This is a genomic window from Streptomyces sp. NPDC047014, from assembly GCF_040644195.1.
GTDB lineage: Bacteria > Actinomycetota > Actinomycetes > Streptomycetales > Streptomycetaceae > Streptomyces.
In genome coordinates this window covers 1-22007 of the sequence record NZ_JBEYVX010000003.1, presented here as the reverse complement: position 1 = coordinate 22007, position 22007 = coordinate 1, and the positions used below count along the sequence as shown (strand labels likewise).

The following is a 22007-nucleotide window of genomic DNA, read 5'->3' as shown; positions in this document are numbered from 1 at the left end:
CGGATCCATCCCACGACTGAACGGGAGAACCACCGACGTGGCCACCTTCCTCTACCGACTCGGCCGGGGCGCCTTCAGGCGCCGCGGGCTCGTCGCCCTCCTCTGGGTGGCGCTGCTGTTCGCCGCCGGATTCGGCGCGGCCACGGCCGCCGCCCCCACCTCCGGCTCCTTCTCGATACCCGGTACGGAGGCGCAGCGGGCCTTCGACCTGCTGGACGAGCGCTTCCCCGGCATGGCCGCCGACGGCGCCACCGCACGGATCGTCATCAAGGCCCCCGAGGGCGCCAAGGTCACCGACCCCGGCCCCAAGGCCGAGGTGCAGAAGCTCGTCGCCGGTCTGCGGAGCGGGCCGGGCGCGGCGGAGATCTCCAGCGTCGCCGACCCCTACGAGTCCCAGGCCGTGAGCCAGGACGGCTCCACCGCCTATGCCAGCGTGAAGTACAAGGTCAGCGGGATGGAGCTGAAGGACGCCACCCGCGACGCGCTCAAGGAGTCCGGTGACGCCGCCAAGGCCACCGGCCTGAACGTCCAGATCGGCGGCGACGCGCTGATGGCGGCGCCCGAGACGGGCTCCGGCGAGATCATCGGCATCCTGGTCGCCGCGATCGTCCTGGTCATCACCTTCGGCTCGCTGGTCGCGGCCGGGCTGCCGCTGCTGACGGCGATCATCGGCGTGGGCATCGGCGTCTCCTCCATCACCGCCCTCGCCAACGTCCTCGACCTCGGCTCCACCACCGCCACCCTCGCGACGATGATCGGCCTCGCGGTCGGCATCGACTACGCCCTCTTCATCGTCTCCCGCTACCGCGTGGAGCTCGCCGAGGGCCGGGCGCGCGACGAGGCCGCGGGCCGCGCCGCCGGAACCGCCGGATCCGCGGTGGTCTTCGCCGGCCTGACCGTGGTCATCGCCCTCGTGGGCCTGGCCGTCGTCAACATCCCGATGCTCACCAAGATGGGCTTCGCCGCCGCGGGCACCGTGGTCATCGCCGTGCTCGTCGCGCTGACCCTCGTCCCGGCCATCCTCGGCTTCGCGGGCAGGAAGGTGCTGCCCGCGGGCGAGAAGAGCCGCCTGCTCGGCCGGGCCAAGCCGGCCGGCGCCGAGCCCAAGGCCAACGGCGGCACCCGCTGGGCCCGCTTCGTACTGCGCCGCCCGGTCATGGTGCTGCTGGCCGGTGTGATCGGCCTCGGCGTGATCGCCGTACCGGCGAGCAAGCTGGAGATGGGCCTGCCGGACGACGGCGCCCAGCCGGTCTCCACCACCCAGCGCCAGGCGTACGACCTGCTCTCCGACGGCTTCGGCCCCGGCTTCAACGGCCCGCTGATGGTGGTCGTCGACGGGGACAAGGCGCTCGCCGACTCCACCGCCGAGCGGATCAAGGGCATGGAGGGCGTGGCCGCGGTCGTCCCGCCCACCCCCAACGAGGCCGGCGACGCCGCCGTGATCACGGTGGTCCCGAAGGACCGCCCCTCCTCCACGCAGACCGAGGAACTGGTCCACGAGATCCGCGACAGCAGCGGCAGCGAGGTCCTCGTCACCGGCGCCACCGCGATGAACATCGACTTCTCGCAGAAGATGAACGACGCGCTGCTGCCCTACCTGGCGCTCGTGGTCGGCCTGGCCTTCCTGCTGCTGATGCTCGTCTTCCGGTCCGTCCTGGTCCCGCTCAAGGCGGCCCTCGGCTTCCTGCTCTCCGTGGTCGCCGCCCTCGGCGCGGTCGTCGCGGTCTTCCAGTGGGGCTGGCTGGGCTCGGTCTTCGGGGTGGAGCAGACCGGTCCGATCATGTCGATGATGCCGATCTTCATGGTGGGCGTGGTCTTCGGTCTCGCCATGGACTACGAAGTCTTCCTCGTCACCCGGATGCGTGAGGCGTACGTGCACGGCGAGCGCCCGGGCCAGGCCGTCGTCACCGGCTTCCAGTACAGCGCGCGGGTGGTCGTGGCCGCCGCCGTCATCATGATCGCGGTGTTCGCGGGCTTCATCGGGGCCAGCGACCAGATGGTCAAGATGATCGGCTTCGGTCTGGCCGTCGCGGTCTTCTTCGACGCCTTCGTGGTCCGCATGGCGATCGTCCCGGCGGTACTCGCCCTGCTCGGCCACCGCGCCTGGTGGCTGCCGAAGTGGCTGGACCGGCTGCTGCCGAACGTGGACGTGGAGGGCGAGAGCCTGCGCAAGCACCTCGCCGCCGAGTCCTCCCGGTCCGCCGAGGGCCCGGACAAGGACCGCGAGCTGGTCGACGCCTGATCCGGTCCGCCCTGCTCAACGGCCCGGCCCCGTCCCCCCGATCAGTGGGGGACGGGGCCGGGCCGCTCGCTGAGCCGGGCCGTCGGGCGGGCCGGGGCCGTCCGCTTACGCCGGGCGGGTGGCGGGGGCGTAGCAGCGGCGCAGGAAACGCCGCAGCGCCGCGATGTCGAACTGCACCACCGCGACCCCCTCGGGGGAGTGGAACTCCACCACCGCCTGCACCCGGCCGCAGGGCCATACGCGGACGTCCCCGGTGCCCGTCGGCGCCTGGAGGCCCGCTTCGAGCAGGGCCCGGGGGAAGACCCACTCGTTGTCGGTGCCCTCGGGGGAGAGCCCCGCCGGGAAGACGATCCGTACGGCCAGCGGCTCGTCCGGCGTGAAGCGCAGGGCGACCGGGATGGCCCGGTAGAGGGGATCGTCGGTGATCACACGGGCGCGGACCCGCTCCTCGACGAGGGCTGCGGCCGTCTGACCGGCCGTCGTCGCGTTCAGGGGGAGGTTCTCGGCGGTGGCAGACATCGACAAGACTCCTCAAATCGGCACATATGGTCCGCTTGTTCTCCAGCCTCGCACATTCCCACGAGAACGCGACCGCCTATTTGTGATGCGGACGCTCTTGCTACCGGTTCGCAACTGAGCACATTCTTGAAAGGTTGAAGATGGTGCGAAGAGCGGAGTGACTTCCATGCATGTACCCGACGGATTCATCGACGCACCTGTATCGGTGGCCGCAGGTGTCGTGGCCGCCGCCGCGGTCGCGGTGAGCCTGCGCGGTGCCCGCCGTGAGCTCGACGAGCGCACCGCGCCGCTCGCCGGCCTCGTGGCCGCCTTCATCTTCGCCGTCCAGATGCTGAACTTCCCCGTCGCCGCGGGCACCAGCGGCCATCTCCTCGGCGGCGCGCTCGCCGCCATACTCGTCGGCCCCTACACCGGCGTGCTGTGCGTCTCCGTCGTCCTCCTCATGCAGGGCGTGCTCTTCGCCGACGGCGGCCTCACCGCGCTCGGCGTGAACATCACCGTCATGGGCGTCGTCACCGTCGTCGTCGCGCACCTGCTCTTCCGCGGGCTGCTCAAGGTCCTGCCGGGCAGCCGCCGCTCCGTGACCGTGGCCGCCTTCGCCGGCGCCCTGCTCTCGGTGCCCGCCGCGGCCGCCGCCTTCACCGCCGTCTACGCCGTCGGCGGTACCACCGACGTCCCCATCGGCAAGGTGCTCACCGCCATGGTCGGCGTGCACGTCCTCATCGGGATCGGCGAGGCCGTGATCACCGCCGCGACCGTCGGCGCCGTCATCGCCGTCCGCCCCGACCTGGTGCACGGGGCCCGCGGGCTCGCCTCCCCGCTCAAGCTGCGCGTCGGCGGCGAGCTGGTCGACGCCCCGGCCGCCGCGCCCGCCCCGGCCGCCGCCCGCTCCACGAAGAAGGTCTGGGCCACCGGCCTGGCCACCGCCCTCGTCCTCGCCGGCCTGGTCTCCGCCTACGCCTCCGCCAGCCCCGACGGCCTGGAGAAGGTCGCCGCCGACAAGGGCATCGACGCCAAGGCCGACCAGTACGAGCACGCCACCGCCGGCTCCCCGCTCGCCGACTACGCCGTCAAGGACGTCGAGAACGAAAGCCTCTCCACCGGCCTCGCGGGCGTGATCGGCGTCGCCGGCACCGTCGCCGTCGGCAGCGGGATCTTCTGGGTGGTGCGCCGCCGCCGCGCCGACGAGCCCGCCGCCACGCCCGCCTCCACCCCGGTCGGCTGACGTGGGTGCCGGCCACGCCCACAGGCTCTACCGGCCGGGGCAGTCGCCGGTCCACGCCCTGCCCCCGCACTGCAAGCTCGCCGCGACCTTCGCCTTCGTGCTGGTCGTCGTGTCCACACCGCGGGAGGCGGTGTGGGCCTTCGGCCTGTACGCGCTCCTGCTCGCCGGGGTCGCGGCCGCGGCCCGGATCCCGGCCCGCTACCTGCTCAAGCGGCTGCTGATCGAGATCCCCTTCGTCGCCTTCGCCGTGCTCATGCCCTTCGTCGCCGAGGGGGAGCGGGTGGAGGTGCTGGGCATGTCCCTCAGCGTCTCCGGCCTGTGGGGCGCCTGGAACGTACTGGCCAAGGGCACCCTGGGCGTCGCCGCCTCCGTCGTCCTCGCCTCCACGACCGAGCTGCGGGCGCTGCTGCTGGGCCTGCAACGGCTCCGGCTGCCGCCCCTCCTCGTACAGATCGCCTCGTTCATGATCCGGTACGGCGATGTCATCGGGGACGAGCTGCGGCGGATGTCCGTCGCCCGCCGCTCCCGCGGCTTCGAGGCGAGCGGGATCCGGCACTGGGGGGTGCTCGCCAAGACGGCCGGGGCGCTGTTCATCCGCTCCTACGAGCGCGGCGAACGGGTCTACCTCGCGATGGTCAGCCGCGGCTACACCGGCTCCATGCCGGTGATCGACGAGGTCGCGGCCACCCGCGCCCAGTGGGCGTACGCGGCCGTGCTCCCCGTGACGGCGCTCGCCGTCTGTCTGATGGGATGGACCCTGTGACCCCCGAGACACCTGAGCCGACCGCCGCACCCGCCCCCCGCGTCCCCTCGCTGGAGGTCAGCGGCCTCGCCTACGCCTACCCCGACGGCCACCAGGCCCTCTTCGGCGTCGACCTGAGCGTCGGACGCGGCGAGCGCGTGGCCCTGCTCGGCCCCAACGGCGCCGGCAAGACCACCCTCGTCCTGCACCTCAACGGCATCCTCGGCGGCGGCGTCGGCACCGTGTCCGTGGCCGGGCTGCCCGTCGAGAAGAAGAACTTCGCGGAGATCCGGCGCCGGGTGGGCATCGTCTTCCAGGACCCCGACGACCAGCTGTTCATGCCGACCGTACGGGAGGACGTGGCCTTCGGCCCGGCCGCCTCCGGACTGCGCGGCGCCGAGCTGGAGGAGCGGGTCCGGGCCGCGCTGGAGCAGGTCGGCATGGCCGCCTACGCCGACCGGCCGCCGCACCACCTGTCCTTCGGGCAGCGCCGCCGGGTCGCGGTGGCCACCGTCCTCGCCATGCGGCCGGAGATCCTGGTCCTGGACGAGCCCTCCTCCAACCTGGACCCGGCCTCCCGCCGCGAGCTCGCGGACATCCTGCGCTCCCTGGACGTGACCGTGCTGATGGTCACCCACGACCTGCCCTACGCGCTGGAGCTCTGCCCGCGCGCGGTGGTCCTCAGCGAGGGGGTCATCGCGGCGGACGGCCGCACCCAGGACCTGCTGTGCGACGAGGACCTGATGCGGGCCCACCGGCTGGAGCTGCCCTTCGGCTTCGACCCCCGCTCGGTATCGGTGGCATAAGCACCGGTCCGGCGGTGTTGCACCGCACGTGGACATCCAGGGTGTGGTGGCGGAGGGCTTCGAGCCCGTCAGGGACGCGTTCGTACGCAACTTCGAGGTGCTGGGGGACCGGGGCGCGGCCGTCTCCGTCTACCGCGACGGCCGCAAGGTCGTCGACCTCTGGGGCGGCACCAAGGACGCCGACGGCACCGCGCCCTGGACCGAGGACACCGCGCAGATCGTCCGCTCCGCCACCAAGGGCGTGGCCGCGGCCGTGCCGCTGCTGCTGCACCAGCGCGGACTGCTCGACCTGGACGCGCCGGTCGCCTCGTACTGGCCCGAGTTCAAGGCGGGCGGCAAGGAGCGGGTGCGCGTACGGGACCTGCTCGCGCACCGGGCCGGCGTCCCGGCCCTGGACCGCAGGCTGAGCGCCGCCGAAGCCGCGGACGGGGTGTCGGGGGCCGCCGCGGTCGCCGCCCAGCGCCCCTTCTGGGAGCCGGGCGGCGCGCACGGCTACCACGCGCAGACCTACAGCTGGCTGCTGTCCGAGCTGGTGCTGCGGGTGACGGGCCGCACGCTGGGCGCCGTCCTGGCCGAGGAGATCGCCGAGCCGCTGGGCCTGGACTTCTGGATCGGCATACCGGAGTCCGAGGCCCACCGCGTGGGCCGGGTGGCCCCGGTGGACCCGCCGGAGACCGCCGGGGTGCTGCGGACCCGGCCGCGCCGCAATGTCTCCGAGGCGTACGCCGACCCGGCTTCGCTCACCCGCCGGGCCTTCGCCGCCATCGACCCGCTGCCCGACGAGAACGACCCCGCCTACCGGGCCGCCGAGCTGCCCGCCTCCAACGGCATCGGGACCGCCCGCGGCCTGGCCCGCTTCTACGCGGCCACCCTCGGCGTGGTCGAGGACGGCGCCCGGATCCTCACCCCGGCCAGCACCGCCCTCGCCGCCCGCGAGCACGCGGCGGGCCCGGACCGGGTGCTGGTGGTGAACACCCGCTTCGGCGCCGGCTACATGCTGCACGGCCCGGCCTCGCCGCTGCTCTCGCCCGCCTCCTTCGGGCACCCCGGGCGCGGCGGATCGCTGGGCTTCGCCGACCCGGAGGCCGGGATCGCCTTCGGCTACGTCACCAACGCCCTGGCGAAGTCGGTGACGGCGGACCCGCGCGCGCAGGCGCTCGTACGGGCGCTCAAGTCGGCCCTCTGACGGGTTCGCCGGCGGGCCGGGCCCGGAGCGAGAGGTTCAGCGCGAGTTCAGCACCTGGGCGACGATCGGGCCCGCGGCCTCGCCGCCGTGCCCGCCGCCCTCGACCATGGCCGCCGCGGCCAGGTCGTCGCTGAACCCGGTGAACCAGCTGTCGGGGGCCTCGCCCGCCCCGCCGACCTCGGCGGAACCGGTCTTCGCGCCCTTGTCGCCGCCCACCGAGGCCATCGCCTCGCGCGCGGTGCCGCTCTTCGCCGTCAGCCGCATCATCGAGACCAGCTGCTGCTGCACCGCCGGCTTCATCCGCCGCTCGGCGGTGGCGATCCGCCGGCCGTCCAGATCCGGCGCCACCAGCAGCGGCTGGCGGAAGACGCCGGTGCGGGCGGTCGCGGTGATGGAGGCGACGTTCAGCGGGTTCATGGTGATCCTCCCCTGCCCGATGTACCCGGCGGCCTCCTCGGCGCCCGTCGCCACCGGGACCTTGCCGTCGGTGGACTTGACCCCCGTCTTCCAGTCCAGGCCGATGCCGAAGACCTCCCGGGCCTCGTCCGCCAGCGCCGCGTCGTCGTTCACGTGCTTGATCGGCTTGATGAAGGCGGTGTTGCAGGACCGGGCGAAGCTGGTCGCGAAGGTGGCGCCCGGGTCCTCGAAGTTCTTGAGGTTGTGGAAGGTCCGGCCGCCCCAGGACACGTCCTTGGTGCACTCGGCCTGCTTGTCGGCGGCGACCAGGCCGCGGTCCAGCAGCATCTCGCCGGTCACGATCTTCATCGTGGAGCCGGGGGCCCGGTTGCCGGTCATCGCCGCGTTGAAGCCGTCCTTGCGGTGGTTGGCGACGGCCAGGACATGCCCGGTGCTCGGCATGACCGCGACCACCGAAGCCTCCGGGAACTTCGTCACCGCCTGCTCGGCGGCCGCCTGCACCTTCGCGTCGAGGTAGGTGCGCAGGGTGGCCGGCTCGCCCGCGACCAGGGTCAGCAGGCTGCGCCTCGGCGCGTCCGCGGCCGCCGGCTCGATCCACAGCTCGGCGCCCGCGCTGCCGCCCGCCCGGCCCCCGTAGGTCTGGCGCAGCTGGTCGAGCACCGGGCGCAGCGAGGGGTACTTCTCCGGGGTCAGCTCCTCGCCGTTGCGGTCGACGGCCTTCACGGGCGGGCTCGCCGGGGCGCCGGCCCGCAGCTTCTCGTCCTTCTGCAGCTGCGGGTGGAGCACCGAGGGCTGCCAGTCGACGAGGGGCTTGCCGCTGGTCAGGCCGCGTACCACCGTGAGCTGGGAGTCGTAGGCGAGGGGCTTGGTCACGCCCTCGTAGGTGATCTCCGCCTGGACGGTGAAGGGCACGAGGGCGCCGTTCACCGGGCCGGGGGTGATCACGGCCCTGGACACGTACGCCTTGGTCCGGAAGTCCGCGACGGCACCCTGCGCGGCCGCCGGGTTGTTGGTCAGATCGGCCGCGGCCCGCTCGTCCCCGGAGGCCCAGGCGTCGAGGAACGCCTTCGCGGCCGCCGCGGCCTCCTTCTCCTTGACGGGGCCGCTGCCCCCGGAGAGCGCGGTGGTCCCCTCCCCGCCGCTGCCGGTGTCACCGACCAGCGCGTACACCCCGTATCCGGCGCCCCCGACCATCGCGAGGAAGACCCCGCCGATCAGGGCGCCCCTTGCCGCTCCGTTCACTTCTGTCATCCCCCATGAGTCAGCATTCCTGAACGCGTTCAGGAATATCTGGGGCTGACCTTACTCGCCGGAGTCGGACGGTGTGTTGTTGTTACCGGACCGGGACCTTCTCCCGCCCCGCCCCCCGGGCCCCGCCCGCCCCAACGTGCAGGCGCCGGGGCCGTGTTCTAGCGTCGGAAGGGCGACCCGCGCGCGGCCCGTCTCACCGATCCGAGAGAGCAGGTGCATCCGCATGCGTCCGTCGGCCCGTATCCCGAGCATCCTCGCCGGCCTGGCCCTCGCCGTCGGCGGTACCGTCCTCGCCGCCCCGTCCGCCCAGGCGGACGTGAAGGCGTGCGAGCAGTACGTCGCCCAGCACAGCCCCAAGACCACGGAAGGCGTCGCGGAGGCGTGCTACCAGGGCCACAACGGCAACCAGCCCAGCTGCTCCGCCAGCCTCACAGCGGTCGGCGCCAGCAAGGACGTGGCCGCCTCGGCCTGCAACGCGGCTGCCCCGTGACACCCACACGAAAGGGCCCGGCGCCAAGCGGTGCCGGGCCCCTCGCGTGCGCTTGCTAGACCCAGGTGTCCAGCCACATGCGGCCGCGCCAGGAGTCCATGGGCAAGGTCTGGCCCGTGTAGATCGGCCAGAAGTAGATGAAGTTCCACACGATCAGCAGGACCAGGACGCCCGCGCCGATCGCGCCCAGGGCGCGGCGGCGTTCCGTCGAGCCCGCCGGGCCCAGCAGGGCGCCGATCATCATCGCCACCGCCAGGCACAGGTACGGGACGAAGACCACCGCGTAGAAGTAGAAGATCGTCCGCTCCTGGTAGTTGAACCAGGGCAGCAGGCCCGCGCCCAGCGCGCACGCGATCGCGCCCGCCCGCCAGTCGCGGCGGAACAGCCAGCGCCACAGCACGTACAGCAGCGCGAAGCAGCCCGCCCACCACAGCATCGGCGTGCCCAGGGCCAGCACCTCGCGGGCGCACTTGCCCGCCTCCGTCGCCGGGCAGCCGTCGGTGCCGGGCGCGGGGGACTCGTAGAAGTACGAGACGGGCCGGCCCAGCACCAGCCAGCTCCACGGGTTGGACTCGTAGGTGTGCCCCGAGGTCAGCCCGACGTGGAAGTTGTACACCTCGGTCTCGTAGTGCCACAGGCTGCGCACCCACTCCGGCAGGAACGACAGCGAGCTTCCCTGGTCGTGCTTGGCCGCCCAGTCGCGCAGGTAGCCGCCCTTGCCGTTGTCCGGGCTGAAGATCCAGCCCGACCAGGAGGCCACGTACGTCAGCACCGCCACCGGCACCGTCGACACGAACGCCGGCAGCGCGTCGCGCCGCAGCATCGCCGCGTACGGGGCACCCGCGCCCGCCGTGCGCCGCGCGGCCGCGTCCCACAGCACGGTGAGCACCCCGAAGAAGGCCAGTACGACGAAGCCGTTCCACTTCGTCCCCGCCGCCAGCCCCAGGCATACCCCGGCCAGGATCCGGTACGGGCGCCAGCCCAGCCGCAGCGTCTCCGCGATCCTCGCGTCGGGCCTGGTCCGGCCCTCCTCGTCCACCGGCAGCGCGTCCGCCAGCCGGGCCCGCGCCCGGTCGCGGTCGATGAGCAGCGCCCCGAACGCGGCCAGGACGAAGAACATCAGCACCAGGTCCAGCAGCGCCGTACGGCTCATCACCAGATGCAGCCCGTCCACCGCGAGCAGCGCGCCCGCCAGGCAGCCCAGGAACGTCGAGCGGAACAAGCGGCGGCCGATCCGGCACAGCATCAGCACCGACAGGGTGCCGAGCACGGCGGTCATGAACCGCCAGCCGAAGGGGGTGAAGCCGAACATCCACTCGCCGAGCCCGATGACCCACTTCCCGACGGGCGGGTGCACCACATAGCCCGGGTCCACGGGGAGGGCGACCCCGTCCGGGTTGGCAAGGATCGACTTGTCGATGTCCTTCGGCCAGTTCGCCTCGTAGCCCTGCTTGATCGTGGCCCAGGCGTCCTTCGCGTAGTACGTCTCGTCGAATATCACCGCCTTCGGGCTGCCCAGGTGCACGAACCGCAGCACCCCGGCCACCAGCGCCACGAGCACCGGCCCCGCCCAGGCCATGACGCGCTGCCACATCCCCCACACCTCGGGCCCCAGCCCCAGCGTCAGCCACAGCTGCCGGGACGGCCTGGTGTACGGGGGCACCAGGCGGGCGCGGACGTCCGCGCGCGGCGAGGCCGCGGCGGCCGGCGCGTAGCCGAAGCCGCGCAGGCGGCGCAGCCAGGTGGGCGGCTCTTCTTCGCGGCCCGCCGTCGCGGAGGGCGGGGCCCCCGCGGGGCTGGGCGGCGGCGTCGCGGTACTGGTCACCGGCACATCGTAGGGAAGAGATCTGTGTGCGCCCCAGTGGCGGGGGGGCGGCGGGCCGCGCGGCTGAGAGGATGGGCGGGTGACGACTGACCAGCCCCGCGGTATCCGAACCCCTTCCCCCGGCACCCCGGCCGACGGCCCGGCGGGCACGCTCGTGCTCGCCGGCACCCCCATCGGTGACCTCGCCGACGCCCCGCCGCGGCTGGCCGCCGAGCTGGAGCGGGCCGATGTCGTCGCCGCCGAGGACACCCGGCGGCTGCGCCGGCTTACGCAGGGGCTCGGGGTGCACACCACCGGGCGCGTGGTCTCGTACTTCGAGGGCAACGAGTCCGCGCGCACCCCGGAGCTGGTCGAGGCGCTGGCCGGCGGCGCGCGCGTGCTGCTGGTCACCGACGCCGGCATGCCCTCGGTGTCCGACCCGGGCTACCGGCTGGTCGCCGCCGCCGTGGAGCGGGACATCAAGGTCACCGCGGTGCCCGGCCCCTCCGCCGTGCTCACCGCGCTGGCACTGTCCGGGCTGCCCGTGGACCGGTTCTGCTTCGAGGGCTTCCTGCCGCGCAAGGCCGGGGAACGCCTCGGCCGGCTGCGCGAGGTCGAGGGCGAGCGGCGCACCCTGGTCTACTTCGAGGCCCCGCACCGGCTCGACGACACCCTGGCCGCGATGGCCGAGGTCTTCGGCGCGGGCCGGCGGGCCGCGGTCTGCCGCGAGCTGACCAAGACCTACGAGGAGGTCAAGCGCGGCAGCCTCGGAGAGCTCGCCGCCTGGGCCGCCGAGGGGGTGCGCGGGGAGATCACCGTCGTGGTGGAGGGCGCCCCGGCGGCCGGCCCCGGCGATGTGGACGACGCGGAGCTGGTGCGCCGGGTGCAGGTCCGCGAGGAGGCGGGGGAGCGTCGCAAAGAAGCCATCGCGGCGGTCGCGGCCGAGGCGGGCGTACCCAAGCGGGAGGTGTTCGACGCGGTGGTGGCGGCAAAGAATGCGGCTCAAAAGGCGCCATAAACCGGTAAAGAGCTGCTCCGAAAGGCAAAGCCCGGACCCGGCGCCGGGCACTTTGGGAATGATCCGCCCAAAGACCGTCCAATACTGGACATGGCCTGATGCGCTCCCGCCCGCCGAGGCGTCCACTGGCAATGGCACCAGTGGAACAAAAGGAGCTGGCATGAGTGAGATCGCAGACACCCCGCTACCCGTCCCCGCCCCGGCCCCCGCCGTGTTCTCCGGCCCCGACCTGCACACCGTGCACGAGGCGTACTCCTTCGCCTGCATGAAGTGCGGCTACGGCTGGGAGCAGGCGTACGAGATAGAGCACCACGTCGACGCCAAGGGCGAGCCGTTCATCATGTACAAGGCCGACGGCGAACGGGTGCCCTCACCCCTGTCCAACCCCACCTGCCTGAACTGCGGCGGCCACATCGTACGGATCATGCGCGCGGGCCAGGTCTCCTCCGTGCTCGGGATGATCGACCACCTCTACCACCACCGCGTCGCCCCCGGCATCGCCGGACCCGTCCCCGCCGGGGCCGACACCCCCCGCACCCCGAAGCAGCGCCGCCACCCCGGCCACGGCGGGACGCCCGGAGCGGCCGCCGCCGGCGGGGCCGAGGAGGGGCGGGGGCTCCGCGCCCGGCTGAAGGGGCTCTTCCGGCGGTCATAAGATCGGTTCCATGAGCCCTTCCCCCGCCTCCTCCGCCGCCTCCAAGGACGCGCCGCCGCCGCTGCCCGAACCCCTGCGGGTGGCGGTCGCGGACTCGCACACCCACCTGGACATGCAGGCGGGCACCGTCGAGGAGGGCCTGGCCAAGGCCGCCTCGGTGGGCGTCACCACCGTCGTGCAGGTGGGCTGCGACGTGAAGGGCTCCCGGTGGGCCGCCGAGACCGCGGCCGCGTACGAGAACGTGCACGCGGCCGTCGCCCTCCACCCGAACGAGGCGCCCCGCATCGTGCACGGGGACCCCGACGGCTGGTCCAGGCAGGGGGCCCGGCCGGGCGGGGGGCGGGCCGCGCTCGACGACGCGCTCGCCGAGATCGAGGCCCTGGCCGCGCTGCCCCACGTCAAAGCGGTCGGCGAGACCGGGCTGGACTACTTCCGTACCGGACCGGAGGGCGTGGCCGCGCAGGAGCTGTCCTTCCGGGCCCATATCGAGATCGCCAAGCGGCAGGGCAAGGCGCTCGTCATCCACGACCGCGACGCCCACGCCGACGTCCTGCGCATCCTGCGCGAGGAGGGCGCGCCCGAGCGCACCGTCTTTCACTGCTACTCCGGCGACGCCGACATGGCCCGCACATGCGCGGCCGCCGGCTACTACCTCTCCTTCGCCGGGACCGTCACCTTCAAGAACGCCGCGCCGCTGCGCGAGGCGCTGGCCGTGGCCCCGCTGGAGCGGGTCCTCGTCGAGACCGACGCGCCCTACCTCACCCCGGCGCCGTACCGCGGACGGCCCAACGCCCCGTACCTCATTCCGCTGACGGTACGGGCCATGGCGGCGGTCCGCGGCATCGACGAGGACGCCATGGCCACGGCCCTGGCGGCCAACACGGCGCGCGCCTTCGCCTACTGAACGCTCCCGCACCCTGCGTAGTCGTACGACTTTGAAGCGTGACGGCCGCTCCGCTAGGGTGCCGTGCCCCCGGCCAGCGGGTGCCGGACCACCAGGGGAGCGAGCGTCGTGAGCGAAACGCAGGGCAGCCGGGGGGAACCCGACCCGGCCCTCCAGGACACGATGCCGGCCGTCCCCGTCCCCCGCGGCCCCGGCCGCCGTCGCGCCCCCCACCCGGGCCCGGCGACCCTCCCGGACCGGCCGGGCCACGGCGGCCGCCCGGGGGCCGGGCTCCCGCCCGGTCCGCCCCCGCCGGCCGTCCCGGGCCCCGGCCGCAGGCGCGGGGCGCCCGCCCCGCCGGACCCGGCCACTCCGCCCGAGGATGCGGGGCGCGGCCGCCGCCGGCCGGCCGCCGCCACCACCGCGGTCCTGCCCGCACCCGGCGGCCCCGGACGGCGGCGGGCCGGGGGCGCGGCGGGCGGGCAGGGCGCCGGGACCTGGCGGCGGATCGTGCCGCAGGCGCTCGTCGTCGCCTTCCTCGCCGGCGGCACCACCGCCTTCGTCGCCGCCGACAAATCCGTACGGCTCACCGTGGACGGCGTCCCCCGGACCCTGCACACCTTCGCGGGCGACGTCGACGCCCTCCTCACCGCCGAGGGCCTGGACATCGGCCCCCACGACCTGGTCGCCCCCGCCCCCGGCGACGTCCTCGACGACGGCGAGGAGGTCGTCGTCCGCTACGGCCGCCCCCTGAACCTGACCGTCGACGGCCGGCGGAGCCAGGTGTGGACCACCGCCCGCACCGTCGACGGCGCCCTGCGCCAGCTCGGCATCCGCGCCGAAGGCGCCCACCTCTCCAGCCCGCGCACCGCACCCGTCCCGCGCTCCGGCCTGACCCTCGGCGTGCGCACCGAGCGCAGCGTCACCTTCATGGCCGACGGCCGCGAGCGCACCATCCGTACCAACGCCGCCACCGTCCTCGAAGCCCTCGACCAGGCCGGCATCACCCTCGGCGACCAGGACACCACCTCCGTGCCGCCCGCCGACTTCCCGCGCGACGGCCAGACCGTCACCGTCCTGCGCATCACCGGCACCCACGAGGTCCGCGAGGAACGCATCCCCTTCGCCACCGAGGAGGTCCGCGACCCGGACCTGTTCACCGGCACCGAGGTCGTCGAACGCGCGGGCCGCCCCGGCGCCCGCCGGGTCACCTACAGCCTGCGCACCGTCAACGGCGTCCGCCAGAAGCCGCGCCCCGTCGCCGACGAGGTGGTCCGCGAGCCCGTCACCCAGCTGGTCCGCATCGGCACCCGGCGCCTGCCCGACTCGGTCTCCGGCGCCGACGGCCTCGACTGGGCCGCCCTCGCCCGCTGCGAATCCGGCGGCCGCCCCTCCGCCACCGACCCCTCCGGCACCTACGGCGGCCTGTACCAGTTCGACGTCCGCACCTGGCAGGGCCTCGGCGGCACCGGCCGCCCCCAGGACGCCCCGGGCGCGGAACAGACGTACCGGGCGAAGAAGCTCTACGTGCAAAGGGGCGCGACCCCGTGGCCGCACTGCGGCCGTACGCTTTACCGGTGAGCACCGCAGAGCAGCAGCCCGACAGCACCTCCCCCCACACCCCCGACGCCCTTCTCGGACCGGCCGACGTCCGGGAGCTGGCCGCCGCCCTCGGCGTGCGGCCGACGAAGCAGAAGGGGCAGAACTTCGTCATCGACGCCAACACCGTGCGCCGGATCGTGCGCACCGCCGGGGTCCGGCCCGACGATGTCGTCGTCGAGGTCGGGCCGGGGCTGGGCTCGCTGACGCTCGCGCTGCTGGAGGCCGCCGACCGGGTCGTCGCCGTCGAGATCGACGACATCCTCGCCGCCGCCCTGCCCGCCACCATCGAGGCCCGGATGCCCGCCAGGAAGGACCGCTTCGCGCTGGTCCACTCCGACGCGATGCTCGTCACCGAGCTGCCCGGGCCCGCGCCGACCACGCTCGTCGCGAACCTGCCGTACAACGTGGCCGTGCCCGTCCTGCTGACCATGCTCGACCGCTTCCCCAGCATCGAGCGCACCCTGGTCATGGTGCAGGCGGAGGTCGCCGACCGGCTCGCCGCCGAACCGGGCAACAAGGTGTACGGGGTGCCCTCCGTCAAGGCCAACTGGTACGCCGAGGTCAAGCGCGCCGGAGCCATCGGCCGCAAGGTGTTCTGGCCCGCGCCGAACGTCGACTCCGGGCTCGTCTCCCTCGTGCGCCGCACCGAGCCGATCAAGACCACCGCCACCAAGGAGCAGGTCTTCGCCGTCGTCGACGCCGCCTTCGCGCAGCGCCGCAAGACGCTGCGCGCCGCGCTGGCCGGCTGGGCCGGTTCGGCGGCGGGCGCCGAGACCGCGCTGGTCGCCGCCGGGGTCTCGCCGCAGGCCCGCGGGGAGTCCCTGACGGTGGAGCAGTTCGCCGCGATCGCCGAGCACCGGCCCGAGGCGGGGGCCGCGCTGTGACCGCCCCCGCGACGCGGGCCGTGACCGTACGGGTGCCCGCGAAGGTCAACGTGCAGCTGGCGGTGGGCGCCGCGCGCCCCGACGGCTTCCACGACCTGGCCAACGTGTTCCTCGCCGTCTCCCTCTTCGACGAGGTCACCGCCACCCCGGCCGAGGCGCTGACCGTGAGCTGCGCCGGGCCCGACGCCGACCAGGTCCCCCTGGACCGCAGCAACCTCGCCGCGCGCGCCGCGGAGCTCCTGGCGGCGCGGCACGGCATCGAACCGGCCGTTCACCTGCACATCGCGAAGAACATCCCCGTCGCCGGGGGCATGGCGGGCGGCAGCGCGGACGGGGCGGCGGCGCTGCTCGCCTGCGACACGCTCTGGGGGCTGGACAGCCCGCGGGAGGAGCTGCTGGACATCTGCGCCGAGCTGGGCAGCGACGTGCCGTTCAGCTTCGTCGGCGGGGCCGCGCTCGGGACGGGGCGCGGGGAACTGCTCGTGCCGGTCGAGGCGGGGACCTTCCACTGGGTGTTCGCCGTGGCGGACGGGGGGCTGTCCACGCCGGCCGTCTTCCGGGAGTTCGACCGGCTGGCGGAGGCCGAGGGGCGGGCCGTGCCGGAGCCGGTGGCTTCGCCGGTGCTGCTGGCCGCGCTGGCCTCCGGGGACGCGGGGGCGCTGGGCGCGAGCCTGACGAACGACCTGCAGGCGGCGGCGGTTTCGCTGCGGCCCTCGCTGGCGGCGACGCTCGACGCGGGGCTGGGCGGTGGGGCGGTGGCCGCGCTGGTGTCGGGGTCCGGGCCGACGACCGCGTTCCTGGTGGCGGACGAGGTGGCCGCGGCGAAGGTGGTGGCCGCGCTGGAGGGGGCCGGGGTGTGCCGGGCCACTCGGGTGGCGGTGGGGCCGGTGCCGGGGGCCGTGGTGCTGTCGGCCTGAGAGGGCGGGCCGCGGCCGGTCGCAGCCCGCGGGTGCGTTCCCGGGGCGCCGCCCCGGACCCCGCGCCTCGAACGCCGGCGGGGCTGGATGTGGTCCCGCCCGGACTTCGCGTACTCAGGCGCCAGTTGAGTACCTGCGCCCTGTCGGGCCCCTCGGGGGTGCGGGCAGCGTGGGGGGATGAGTGTTTCTGTGCGGGACATGGCCGCCGCCACGCCCTCCGGGCGGGACCGGTACGTCGATCTGTTGCGGGTCGCGTCGCTCGGTGCCGTCATCGGGGGGCACTGGCTCATGGCCGCCGTCAGCGGCGACGGGATAGGGAATCTGCTCGCCCTCGTGCCGCCGCTCCAGGTGCTCACCTGGGTGTTGCAGATCATGCCCGTCTTCTTCTTCGTCGGCGGGTTCTCGCACGCCCTCTCCTACCGCTCCCTCGCCCGCCGTCACGACGGCCGCCCCGTCTACGCCCTCTTCCTGCGGGCCCGGCTGCGGCGGCTGCTGCGGCCCACCCTGGTGTTCGTGCTCGTGTGGGGCGTCGTCGCGCTCGGTGTGCAGCTCGCCGGGAAGGGCGAGGGGGCGCTGGCCGGGGCCGCGTTGCGGCTGGTGACGCAGCCGCTGTGGTTCATCGGGATCTACCTCGCCATGGTCGCCTTCACCCCGCCCCTGCTGCGGCTGCACGAGCGGTACGGCTGGGCCGCCTTCGCCGCGCTGGCCGGGGCGGCCGCGCTGGTCGACGTACTGCGCTTCGCGGGCGGGGTGCCGTACGTCGAGTTCCTGAACTTCGCCTTCGTCTGGCTCGCGGTCCATCAGCTGGGGTTCCTGCGCGCCGACGGGCGTATCCGCCGGCCCGCCCTGCTCGCCGCGGGCGGGCTGGCCGGGGCCGTGCTGCTGGTGGCCTGGGGGCCGTACCCGCTGTCGATGGTCGGGATGCCCGGCGAGAAGGTCTCCAACATGGCCCCGCCCACCCTCGCCCTGCTCTGCCACGGCCTGTGGCTCGTCGGGGCCGTGCAGCTCGCCGCCCGGCCCGCCGGCGTCTGGCTGGAGCGCCCCCGCGTCTGGCGCGCGGTGGTCGCCGCCAACGGGGTCGCCATGACCGCCTTCCTCTGGCACCTCACCGCCATGCTCACCGTGTACGGGGCCCAGCTCGGCCTCGGCCTGGAGCTGCCGGCCCCCGCCACCGCGGCCTGGTGGGCGCAGGTGCCCGTACGGGTCCTGGCCGCGGTGGGGGTGACCGCGCTGTTCGTGGCGCTGTTCCGCCGGTTCGAGGCACCCGGGGCGGCCTCCGCCGTCACCGACGGGGGCGGCGCCGGGGGCCGGGCCGCCCTCGGGATCACGCTCTGCCTGCTCGGGGTGCTCGGGCTGTCCATGACCGGCCTCGGCGGGCTGCTCGACGGGCACAGCGCCACCCTGATCGCCTTCCCCGTCACCGCACCGGCGGCCATCGGAATGGCCGTGGCGGGCGCCTGGCTGGTGGAACGATCCGCCCCGGCCCGGAGGGTTAGGCTGAGGGGCTGATCCACACCCCTTCCCTGGAGCGCGTCTGATGGCCGTCAATCTGGTCAATGTCGAGGCAGTCAGCAAGGTGTACGGCACACGTACCCTGCTGGACGGTATCTCCCTCGGCGTGTCCGAGGGAGACCGGATCGGCGTCGTCGGCCGCAACGGCGACGGCAAGACCACCCTCATCCGCATGCTCGCCAAGCTGGAGGAGCCCGACACCGGCCGGGTCACCCAGTCCGGCGGGCTGCGCATGGGCGTCCTCACCCAGCACGACTCCCTCGACCCCTCCGCGACCATCCGCCGCGAGATCATCGGGGACATGGCCGACCACGAGTGGGCCGGCAACTCCAAGATCCGCGACGTCCTCACCGGACTCTTCGGCGGCCTGGACCTGCCCGGCTTCGGCCAGGGCCTCGACACCGTCATCGGTCCGCTCTCCGGCGGCGAGCGGCGCCGTATCGCGCTCGCCAAGCTGCTCATCGCGGAGCAGGACCTCCTGATCCTCGACGAGCCCACCAACCACCTCGACGTCGAGGGCATCTCCTGGCTGGCCGGCCACCTGCGGACCCGCCGCTCCGCCCTCGTCTGCGTCACCCACGACCGCTGGTTCCTCGACCAGGTCTGCACCCGCATGTGGGACGTCCAGCGCGGCGAGGTCTTCGAGTACGAGGGCGGCTACAGCGACTACGTCTTCGCCCGCGCCGAGCGCGACCGCATCGCCGCCACCGAGGAGACCAAGCGGCAGAACCTGATGCGCAAGGAGCTGGCCTGGCTGCGCCGCGGCGCCCCCGCCCGGACCTCCAAGCCCCGCTACCGCATCGAGGCGGCCAACGAGCTCATCGCGGACGTCCCGCCGCCGCGCGACAAGTCCGAGCTGATGCGCTTCGCCAACGCCCGCCTCGGCAAGACCGTCTTCGACCTGGAAGACGTCACCGTGCAGGCCGGACCCAAGACCCTGCTCAAGCACCTCACCTGGCACCTCGGCCCCGGCGACCGCGTCGGCCTCGTCGGCGTCAACGGCGCCGGCAAGACCTCCCTGCTGCGCGCCCTCGCGGAGGCCGCCCGCAGCCAGGGCGAGACCCAGCCCGCCTCCGGCCAGGTCATCGTCGGCAAGACCGTCAAGCTGGCCTACCTCTCCCAGGAGGTCGGGGAGCTCGACCCCTCGCTGCGCGTGCTGGAGGCCGTCCAGCGCGTCCGCGACCGCGTCGACCTCGGCAAGGGCCGCGAGATGACGGCCGGCCAGCTCTGCGAGCAGTTCGGCTTCACCAAGGAGAAGCAGTGGACGCCCGTCGGCGACCTCTCCGGTGGTGAGCGGCGCCGGCTGCAGATCCTGCGCCTGCTGATGGACGAGCCGAACGTCCTCTTCCTCGACGAGCCCACCAACGACCTCGACATCGAGACCCTGACCCAGCTGGAGGACCTGCTCGACGGCTGGCCCGGCTCGATGATCGTCATCTCCCACGACCGCTTCTTCATCGAGCGCACCACCGACACCGTGATGGCGCTGCTCGGTGACGCCAGCCTGCGGATGCTGCCGCGCGGCCTGGACGAGTACCTGGAGCGCCGCCAGAAGATGATCGAGGCCGCCGCCCCGGCGCCCGCGCCCGCCGCGGCCGCCAAGTCCAGCCCCTCCGGTGACTCACGGGCCGCGAAGAAGGAGCTCCAGAAGATCGAGCGGCAGCTGAACAAGCTCTCCGACCGCGAGAGCGCCCTGCACGCCCAGATCGCCGAACACTCCACCGACTACGACAAGGTGGCCAAGCTCGACGCGGAGCTGCGCGAACTTCTCGCGGACCGCGACGAATTGGAGATGCGCTGGCTGGAGCTGGCCGAGGAGGCGTAGATCCGCCGGGGCCGCCGGGCGCGACCGGCCGGATAACGAGGGCGTCACGGGCCGGTCCTCCCTTGGGAACAGGGGACGGACCGGTCCGTTGTATGAACGCCGTCAGTGATAGAAAGGTCATCCTCCCCGCCCCCCAGAAGCCGAAAGTGCGCTGATGACCGAGCCGCCCCAGCCGCCGAACCAGCCGCCGACTCCTTCCGGTTACGGACACCTCCCCGGCCCGCCGCAGCCGGGCTACGGGTATCCGCAGCAGGGCGACAACCCGTACGCGCAGCAGCCCGGCCCGGCCCCGCACCCCGGCCAGGGCCCGCACCCCGGCTACGCCCAGCAGCCGCCGTACCCGCAGCAGCCGCCCACCGTCGCCGCGTACCCGCCGCACGGCCTCCAGCCGCCCGGGCCCGGCGGCCCCGGCATGCCGCCGAAGAAGAAGCTCACGCTGGTCATCGCGGCCGCGGTGGCCTCCGTACTCGTCCTCGGCGGTGTCGGCTACGTGGCCCTCTCCGGCGGCGAGGACACCAAGGAGCCCGTCGCCCAGGAGCCGGGCGACGCCAAGCCCTCCGGCTCCCCCTCCGTGGACCAGGGCGACGGCAACGGCGACGGCGGCGCGCAGGCCACCGACCTCAACGCCGGCCGCAAGCAGGGCGAGGACAAGGTCCTCTGGCTCAAGACCGCCAAGCTCGACGGCCCCGGGGCGGGCATCGCCTCCAAGGGCCAGTGGGTCGTGGGCGACACCGTGGCCAAGGTCGTCGGAAAGACCGTCAAGGGCTACGCGGTCGCCGACGGCAAGGAGAAGTGGACCATCGACTTCCCCGCCGATGTCTGCGGCACCACGCCCCGGACCACCGAGGACGGCAAGACCGTGGTCCTCTTCGAGGACGGCCCCTCGGACACCGCCAGCTGCAACCAGATCCGCATGATCGACCTCAAGGCGGGCGCGGCGGGCTGGTCGAAGGAGGTGACGAAGGAGAGCGCCTTCGACATGTTCCTCGACCCGAGCCTGGCCATGACCGGTGACACCGTCACCGTCAACCGGCTCACCCGCGCCACCGCCTTCCGGATCAGCACCGGCGACAAGCTCTTCGCCAGCCCCTCCGAGGGCTGCGTCCCCGGCGCCTACGCCACCGGCAACGGCAAGATGATCGGCGTCGCCACCTGCTACGACCAGGACAGCACCGTCGAGGTGCAGGACGCCGACCCGCTCACCGGCAAGAAGACCTGGACCTTCCGCCTCCCCAAGGGCTGGAAGGTCACCCGGGTCTACTCGGTCGACCCGGTCGTCCTCGACCTCGGCAACGCCACCACGAAGGAACGCTCCATCGTGGTCCTCGGCCCCGACGGCAAGCAGCGCGCCACCCTCTCCGCCGAGGGCAGCTTCCCCACCGAGTGCGGCATCAGCTACGACGACGCGCTCCAGGGCTGCGCCACCGCCGTCGCCGACGGCAACACCCTCTACCTGCCCACCAAGGCGGAGATCGGCAAGGCCAACGAGATCGTCGCCTTCGACCTCGGCACCGGCAAGGCCAAATGGCGCGTCCCGGCGGGCGAGGGGCGCACCATCACCCCGCTCAAGGCGGCCAATGGGCAGCTGATCGCCTACCGCAAGGCGGAGAACGCCCAGGGCGGCGAGATCCTGTCCGTCCCGGCCGACGGCAGCACCCCCACGGCGCTGCTGCGCAACCCGTCGGGCGCCTCCGCGCCGATCGAGAGCTCCTTCTACTCCCCGCAGGCCGACTACGTGGACGGGCGCTTCTTCATCTCCACGTCCCGCCTGAACGCACGGGACACCGACGAGAAGCTCCTGATGGTCTTCGGCAAGTGACAACGCCGACAACGCCGACAACGCGTCCCACCGGCCGCCCGACGAGCCGTCCACCGAGAGGCAACAGCAACCGATGAGTACCCCGCCGCCCCCCAGCCAGCCGCCCTCCGGCGGCTTCGGAGCGCCGCAGGATCCTCCCCCGGCCGCCCCGGCGCCGGGCGGGTTCGGCGCACCCACGCCCCCCGCGGGCCCGCCCGCGCCGCCCTCCGG

At 73.7% G+C, this 22007-nt stretch carries 18 protein-coding genes; 15 read left to right on the top strand and 3 right to left on the bottom strand.

Annotated features, from left to right (window positions below; translation table 11 throughout):
• Positions 1 to 37: 37 nt before the first annotated feature.
• Positions 38 to 2242: an MMPL family transporter gene (locus ABZ873_RS02610; RefSeq protein ID WP_360864131.1), complete on the top strand. Its 2205-nt coding sequence runs from the start codon at positions 38 to 40 to the stop codon at positions 2240 to 2242.
• Between the two features lie 105 nt (positions 2243 to 2347).
• Here the strand turns inward: ABZ873_RS02610 and ABZ873_RS02605 are convergent, their stop codons facing one another.
• Entirely contained in the window at positions 2348 to 2761 is a 414-nt protein-coding gene (locus ABZ873_RS02605) for an SsgA family sporulation/cell division regulator (RefSeq protein WP_360864129.1), read from the bottom strand.
• A 166-nt stretch (positions 2762 to 2927) separates the two neighbouring features.
• Between ABZ873_RS02605 and ABZ873_RS02600 the strand changes: the two genes are divergently transcribed.
• From ABZ873_RS02600 to ABZ873_RS02585, 4 genes are read left to right on the top strand one after another with little or no spacing between them, the layout of a single operon-like run.
• Positions 2928 to 3986, top strand: a complete 1059-nt coding sequence (locus ABZ873_RS02600) for an energy-coupling factor ABC transporter permease (RefSeq protein WP_360864127.1) — start codon at positions 2928 to 2930, stop codon at positions 3984 to 3986.
• 1 nt (position 3987) lies between these two features.
• Positions 3988 to 4749: a cobalt ECF transporter T component CbiQ gene (cbiQ, locus tag ABZ873_RS02595; RefSeq protein ID WP_360864125.1), complete on the top strand. Its 762-nt coding sequence runs from the start codon at positions 3988 to 3990 to the stop codon at positions 4747 to 4749.
• Entirely contained in the window at positions 4737 to 5534 is a 798-nt protein-coding gene (locus ABZ873_RS02590) for an ABC transporter ATP-binding protein (RefSeq protein ID WP_360864123.1), read from the top strand. Before cbiQ ends, ABZ873_RS02590 begins: the two co-directional genes overlap by 13 nt.
• A 28-nt stretch (positions 5535 to 5562) precedes the next feature.
• Complete coding sequence (locus ABZ873_RS02585; RefSeq protein ID WP_360864121.1) at positions 5563 to 6720, top strand: serine hydrolase domain-containing protein; 1158 nt, start codon at positions 5563 to 5565, stop codon at positions 6718 to 6720.
• 36 nt (positions 6721 to 6756) lie between these two features.
• Here ABZ873_RS02585 and ABZ873_RS02580 read toward each other — a convergent pair whose 3' ends face one another.
• Positions 6757 to 8379 carry a penicillin-binding transpeptidase domain-containing protein gene (locus ABZ873_RS02580; protein ID WP_360864503.1) on the bottom strand — a complete coding sequence of 541 codons (1623 nt, stop codon included), beginning with the start codon at positions 8377 to 8379 and terminating at the stop codon, positions 6757 to 6759.
• Between the two features lie 232 nt (positions 8380 to 8611).
• On the opposite strand from ABZ873_RS02580, the gene ABZ873_RS02575 reads away from it, so the two are divergent.
• A complete protein-coding gene (locus tag ABZ873_RS02575; protein ID WP_360864119.1) occupies positions 8612 to 8878 on the top strand; it encodes a hypothetical protein in 267 nt (88 codons plus the stop codon).
• A 55-nt stretch (positions 8879 to 8933) separates the two neighbouring features.
• Here the strand turns inward: ABZ873_RS02575 and ABZ873_RS02570 are convergent, their stop codons facing one another.
• On the bottom strand, positions 8934 to 10616 hold the full coding sequence (locus tag ABZ873_RS02570) for a phospholipid carrier-dependent glycosyltransferase (protein ID WP_360864501.1): 1683 nt from the start codon (positions 10614 to 10616) through the stop codon (positions 8934 to 8936).
• A gap of 190 nt (positions 10617 to 10806) precedes the next feature.
• On the opposite strand from ABZ873_RS02570, the gene rsmI reads away from it, so the two are divergent.
• The 9 genes from rsmI (at position 10807) to ABZ873_RS02525 (ending at position 21797) form a co-directional block, all read left to right on the top strand.
• Positions 10807 to 11700 (top strand): 16S rRNA (cytidine(1402)-2'-O)-methyltransferase, encoded by an 894-nt coding sequence (gene rsmI, locus ABZ873_RS02565; protein ID WP_360864499.1) that lies wholly within the window; start codon positions 10807 to 10809, stop codon positions 11698 to 11700.
• Between the two features lie 265 nt (positions 11701 to 11965).
• A complete protein-coding gene (locus ABZ873_RS02560) occupies positions 11966 to 12355 on the top strand; it encodes a hypothetical protein (protein ID WP_360864497.1) in 390 nt (129 codons plus the stop codon).
• A 10-nt stretch (positions 12356 to 12365) separates the two neighbouring features.
• Positions 12366 to 13259 (top strand): TatD family hydrolase, encoded by an 894-nt coding sequence (locus tag ABZ873_RS02555; protein ID WP_360864117.1) that lies wholly within the window; start codon positions 12366 to 12368, stop codon positions 13257 to 13259.
• Positions 13260 to 13367: 108 nt separating this feature from the next.
• Positions 13368 to 14819, top strand: coding sequence for a ubiquitin-like domain-containing protein (locus tag ABZ873_RS02550; protein WP_360864115.1), 1452 nt, complete (start codon positions 13368 to 13370; stop codon positions 14817 to 14819).
• Positions 14816 to 15724 (top strand): 16S rRNA (adenine(1518)-N(6)/adenine(1519)-N(6))-dimethyltransferase RsmA, encoded by a 909-nt coding sequence (rsmA, locus tag ABZ873_RS02545; RefSeq protein ID WP_360864114.1) that lies wholly within the window; start codon positions 14816 to 14818, stop codon positions 15722 to 15724. The genes ABZ873_RS02550 and rsmA overlap by 4 nt, the downstream gene beginning before the upstream one ends.
• Positions 15721 to 16641, top strand: a complete 921-nt coding sequence (locus ABZ873_RS02540) for a 4-(cytidine 5'-diphospho)-2-C-methyl-D-erythritol kinase (protein ID WP_360864112.1) — start codon at positions 15721 to 15723, stop codon at positions 16639 to 16641. The genes rsmA and ABZ873_RS02540 overlap by 4 nt, the downstream gene beginning before the upstream one ends.
• Before the next feature lie 177 nt (positions 16642 to 16818).
• On the top strand, positions 16819 to 18150 hold the full coding sequence (locus ABZ873_RS02535; protein ID WP_360864110.1) for an acyltransferase: 1332 nt from the start codon (positions 16819 to 16821) through the stop codon (positions 18148 to 18150).
• A gap of 28 nt (positions 18151 to 18178) precedes the next feature.
• Positions 18179 to 19978 carry an ABC-F family ATP-binding cassette domain-containing protein gene (locus ABZ873_RS02530; RefSeq protein WP_360864108.1) on the top strand — a complete coding sequence of 600 codons (1800 nt, stop codon included), beginning with the start codon at positions 18179 to 18181 and terminating at the stop codon, positions 19976 to 19978.
• Positions 19979 to 20132: 154 nt separating this feature from the next.
• A complete protein-coding gene (locus tag ABZ873_RS02525) occupies positions 20133 to 21797 on the top strand; it encodes a hypothetical protein (protein WP_360864106.1) in 1665 nt (554 codons plus the stop codon).
• The last annotated feature ends 210 nt before the right edge of the window (positions 21798 to 22007 follow it).

What these genes read in the sequence shown, in the direction of transcription:
- ABZ873_RS02605 (WP_360864129.1), bottom strand. Translation starts at nt 2,761, where the DNA reads ATGTCTGCCACCGCCGAGAACCTCCCCCTGAACGCGACGACGGCCGGT.
- ABZ873_RS02600 (WP_360864127.1), top strand. Translation starts at nt 2,928, where the DNA reads ATGCATGTACCCGACGGATTCATCGACGCACCTGTATCGGTGGCCGCA.
- ABZ873_RS02590 (WP_360864123.1), top strand. Translation starts at nt 4,737, where the DNA reads ATGGACCCTGTGACCCCCGAGACACCTGAGCCGACCGCCGCACCCGCC.
- ABZ873_RS02575 (WP_360864119.1), top strand. Translation starts at nt 8,612, where the DNA reads ATGCGTCCGTCGGCCCGTATCCCGAGCATCCTCGCCGGCCTGGCCCTC.
- ABZ873_RS02560 (WP_360864497.1), top strand. Translation starts at nt 11,966, where the DNA reads ATGAAGTGCGGCTACGGCTGGGAGCAGGCGTACGAGATAGAGCACCAC.
- ABZ873_RS02555 (WP_360864117.1), top strand. Translation starts at nt 12,366, where the DNA reads ATGAGCCCTTCCCCCGCCTCCTCCGCCGCCTCCAAGGACGCGCCGCCG.
- ABZ873_RS02535 (WP_360864110.1), top strand. Translation starts at nt 16,819, where the DNA reads ATGAGTGTTTCTGTGCGGGACATGGCCGCCGCCACGCCCTCCGGGCGG.
- ABZ873_RS02530 (WP_360864108.1), top strand. Translation starts at nt 18,179, where the DNA reads ATGGCCGTCAATCTGGTCAATGTCGAGGCAGTCAGCAAGGTGTACGGC.
- ABZ873_RS02525 (WP_360864106.1), top strand. Translation starts at nt 20,133, where the DNA reads ATGACCGAGCCGCCCCAGCCGCCGAACCAGCCGCCGACTCCTTCCGGT.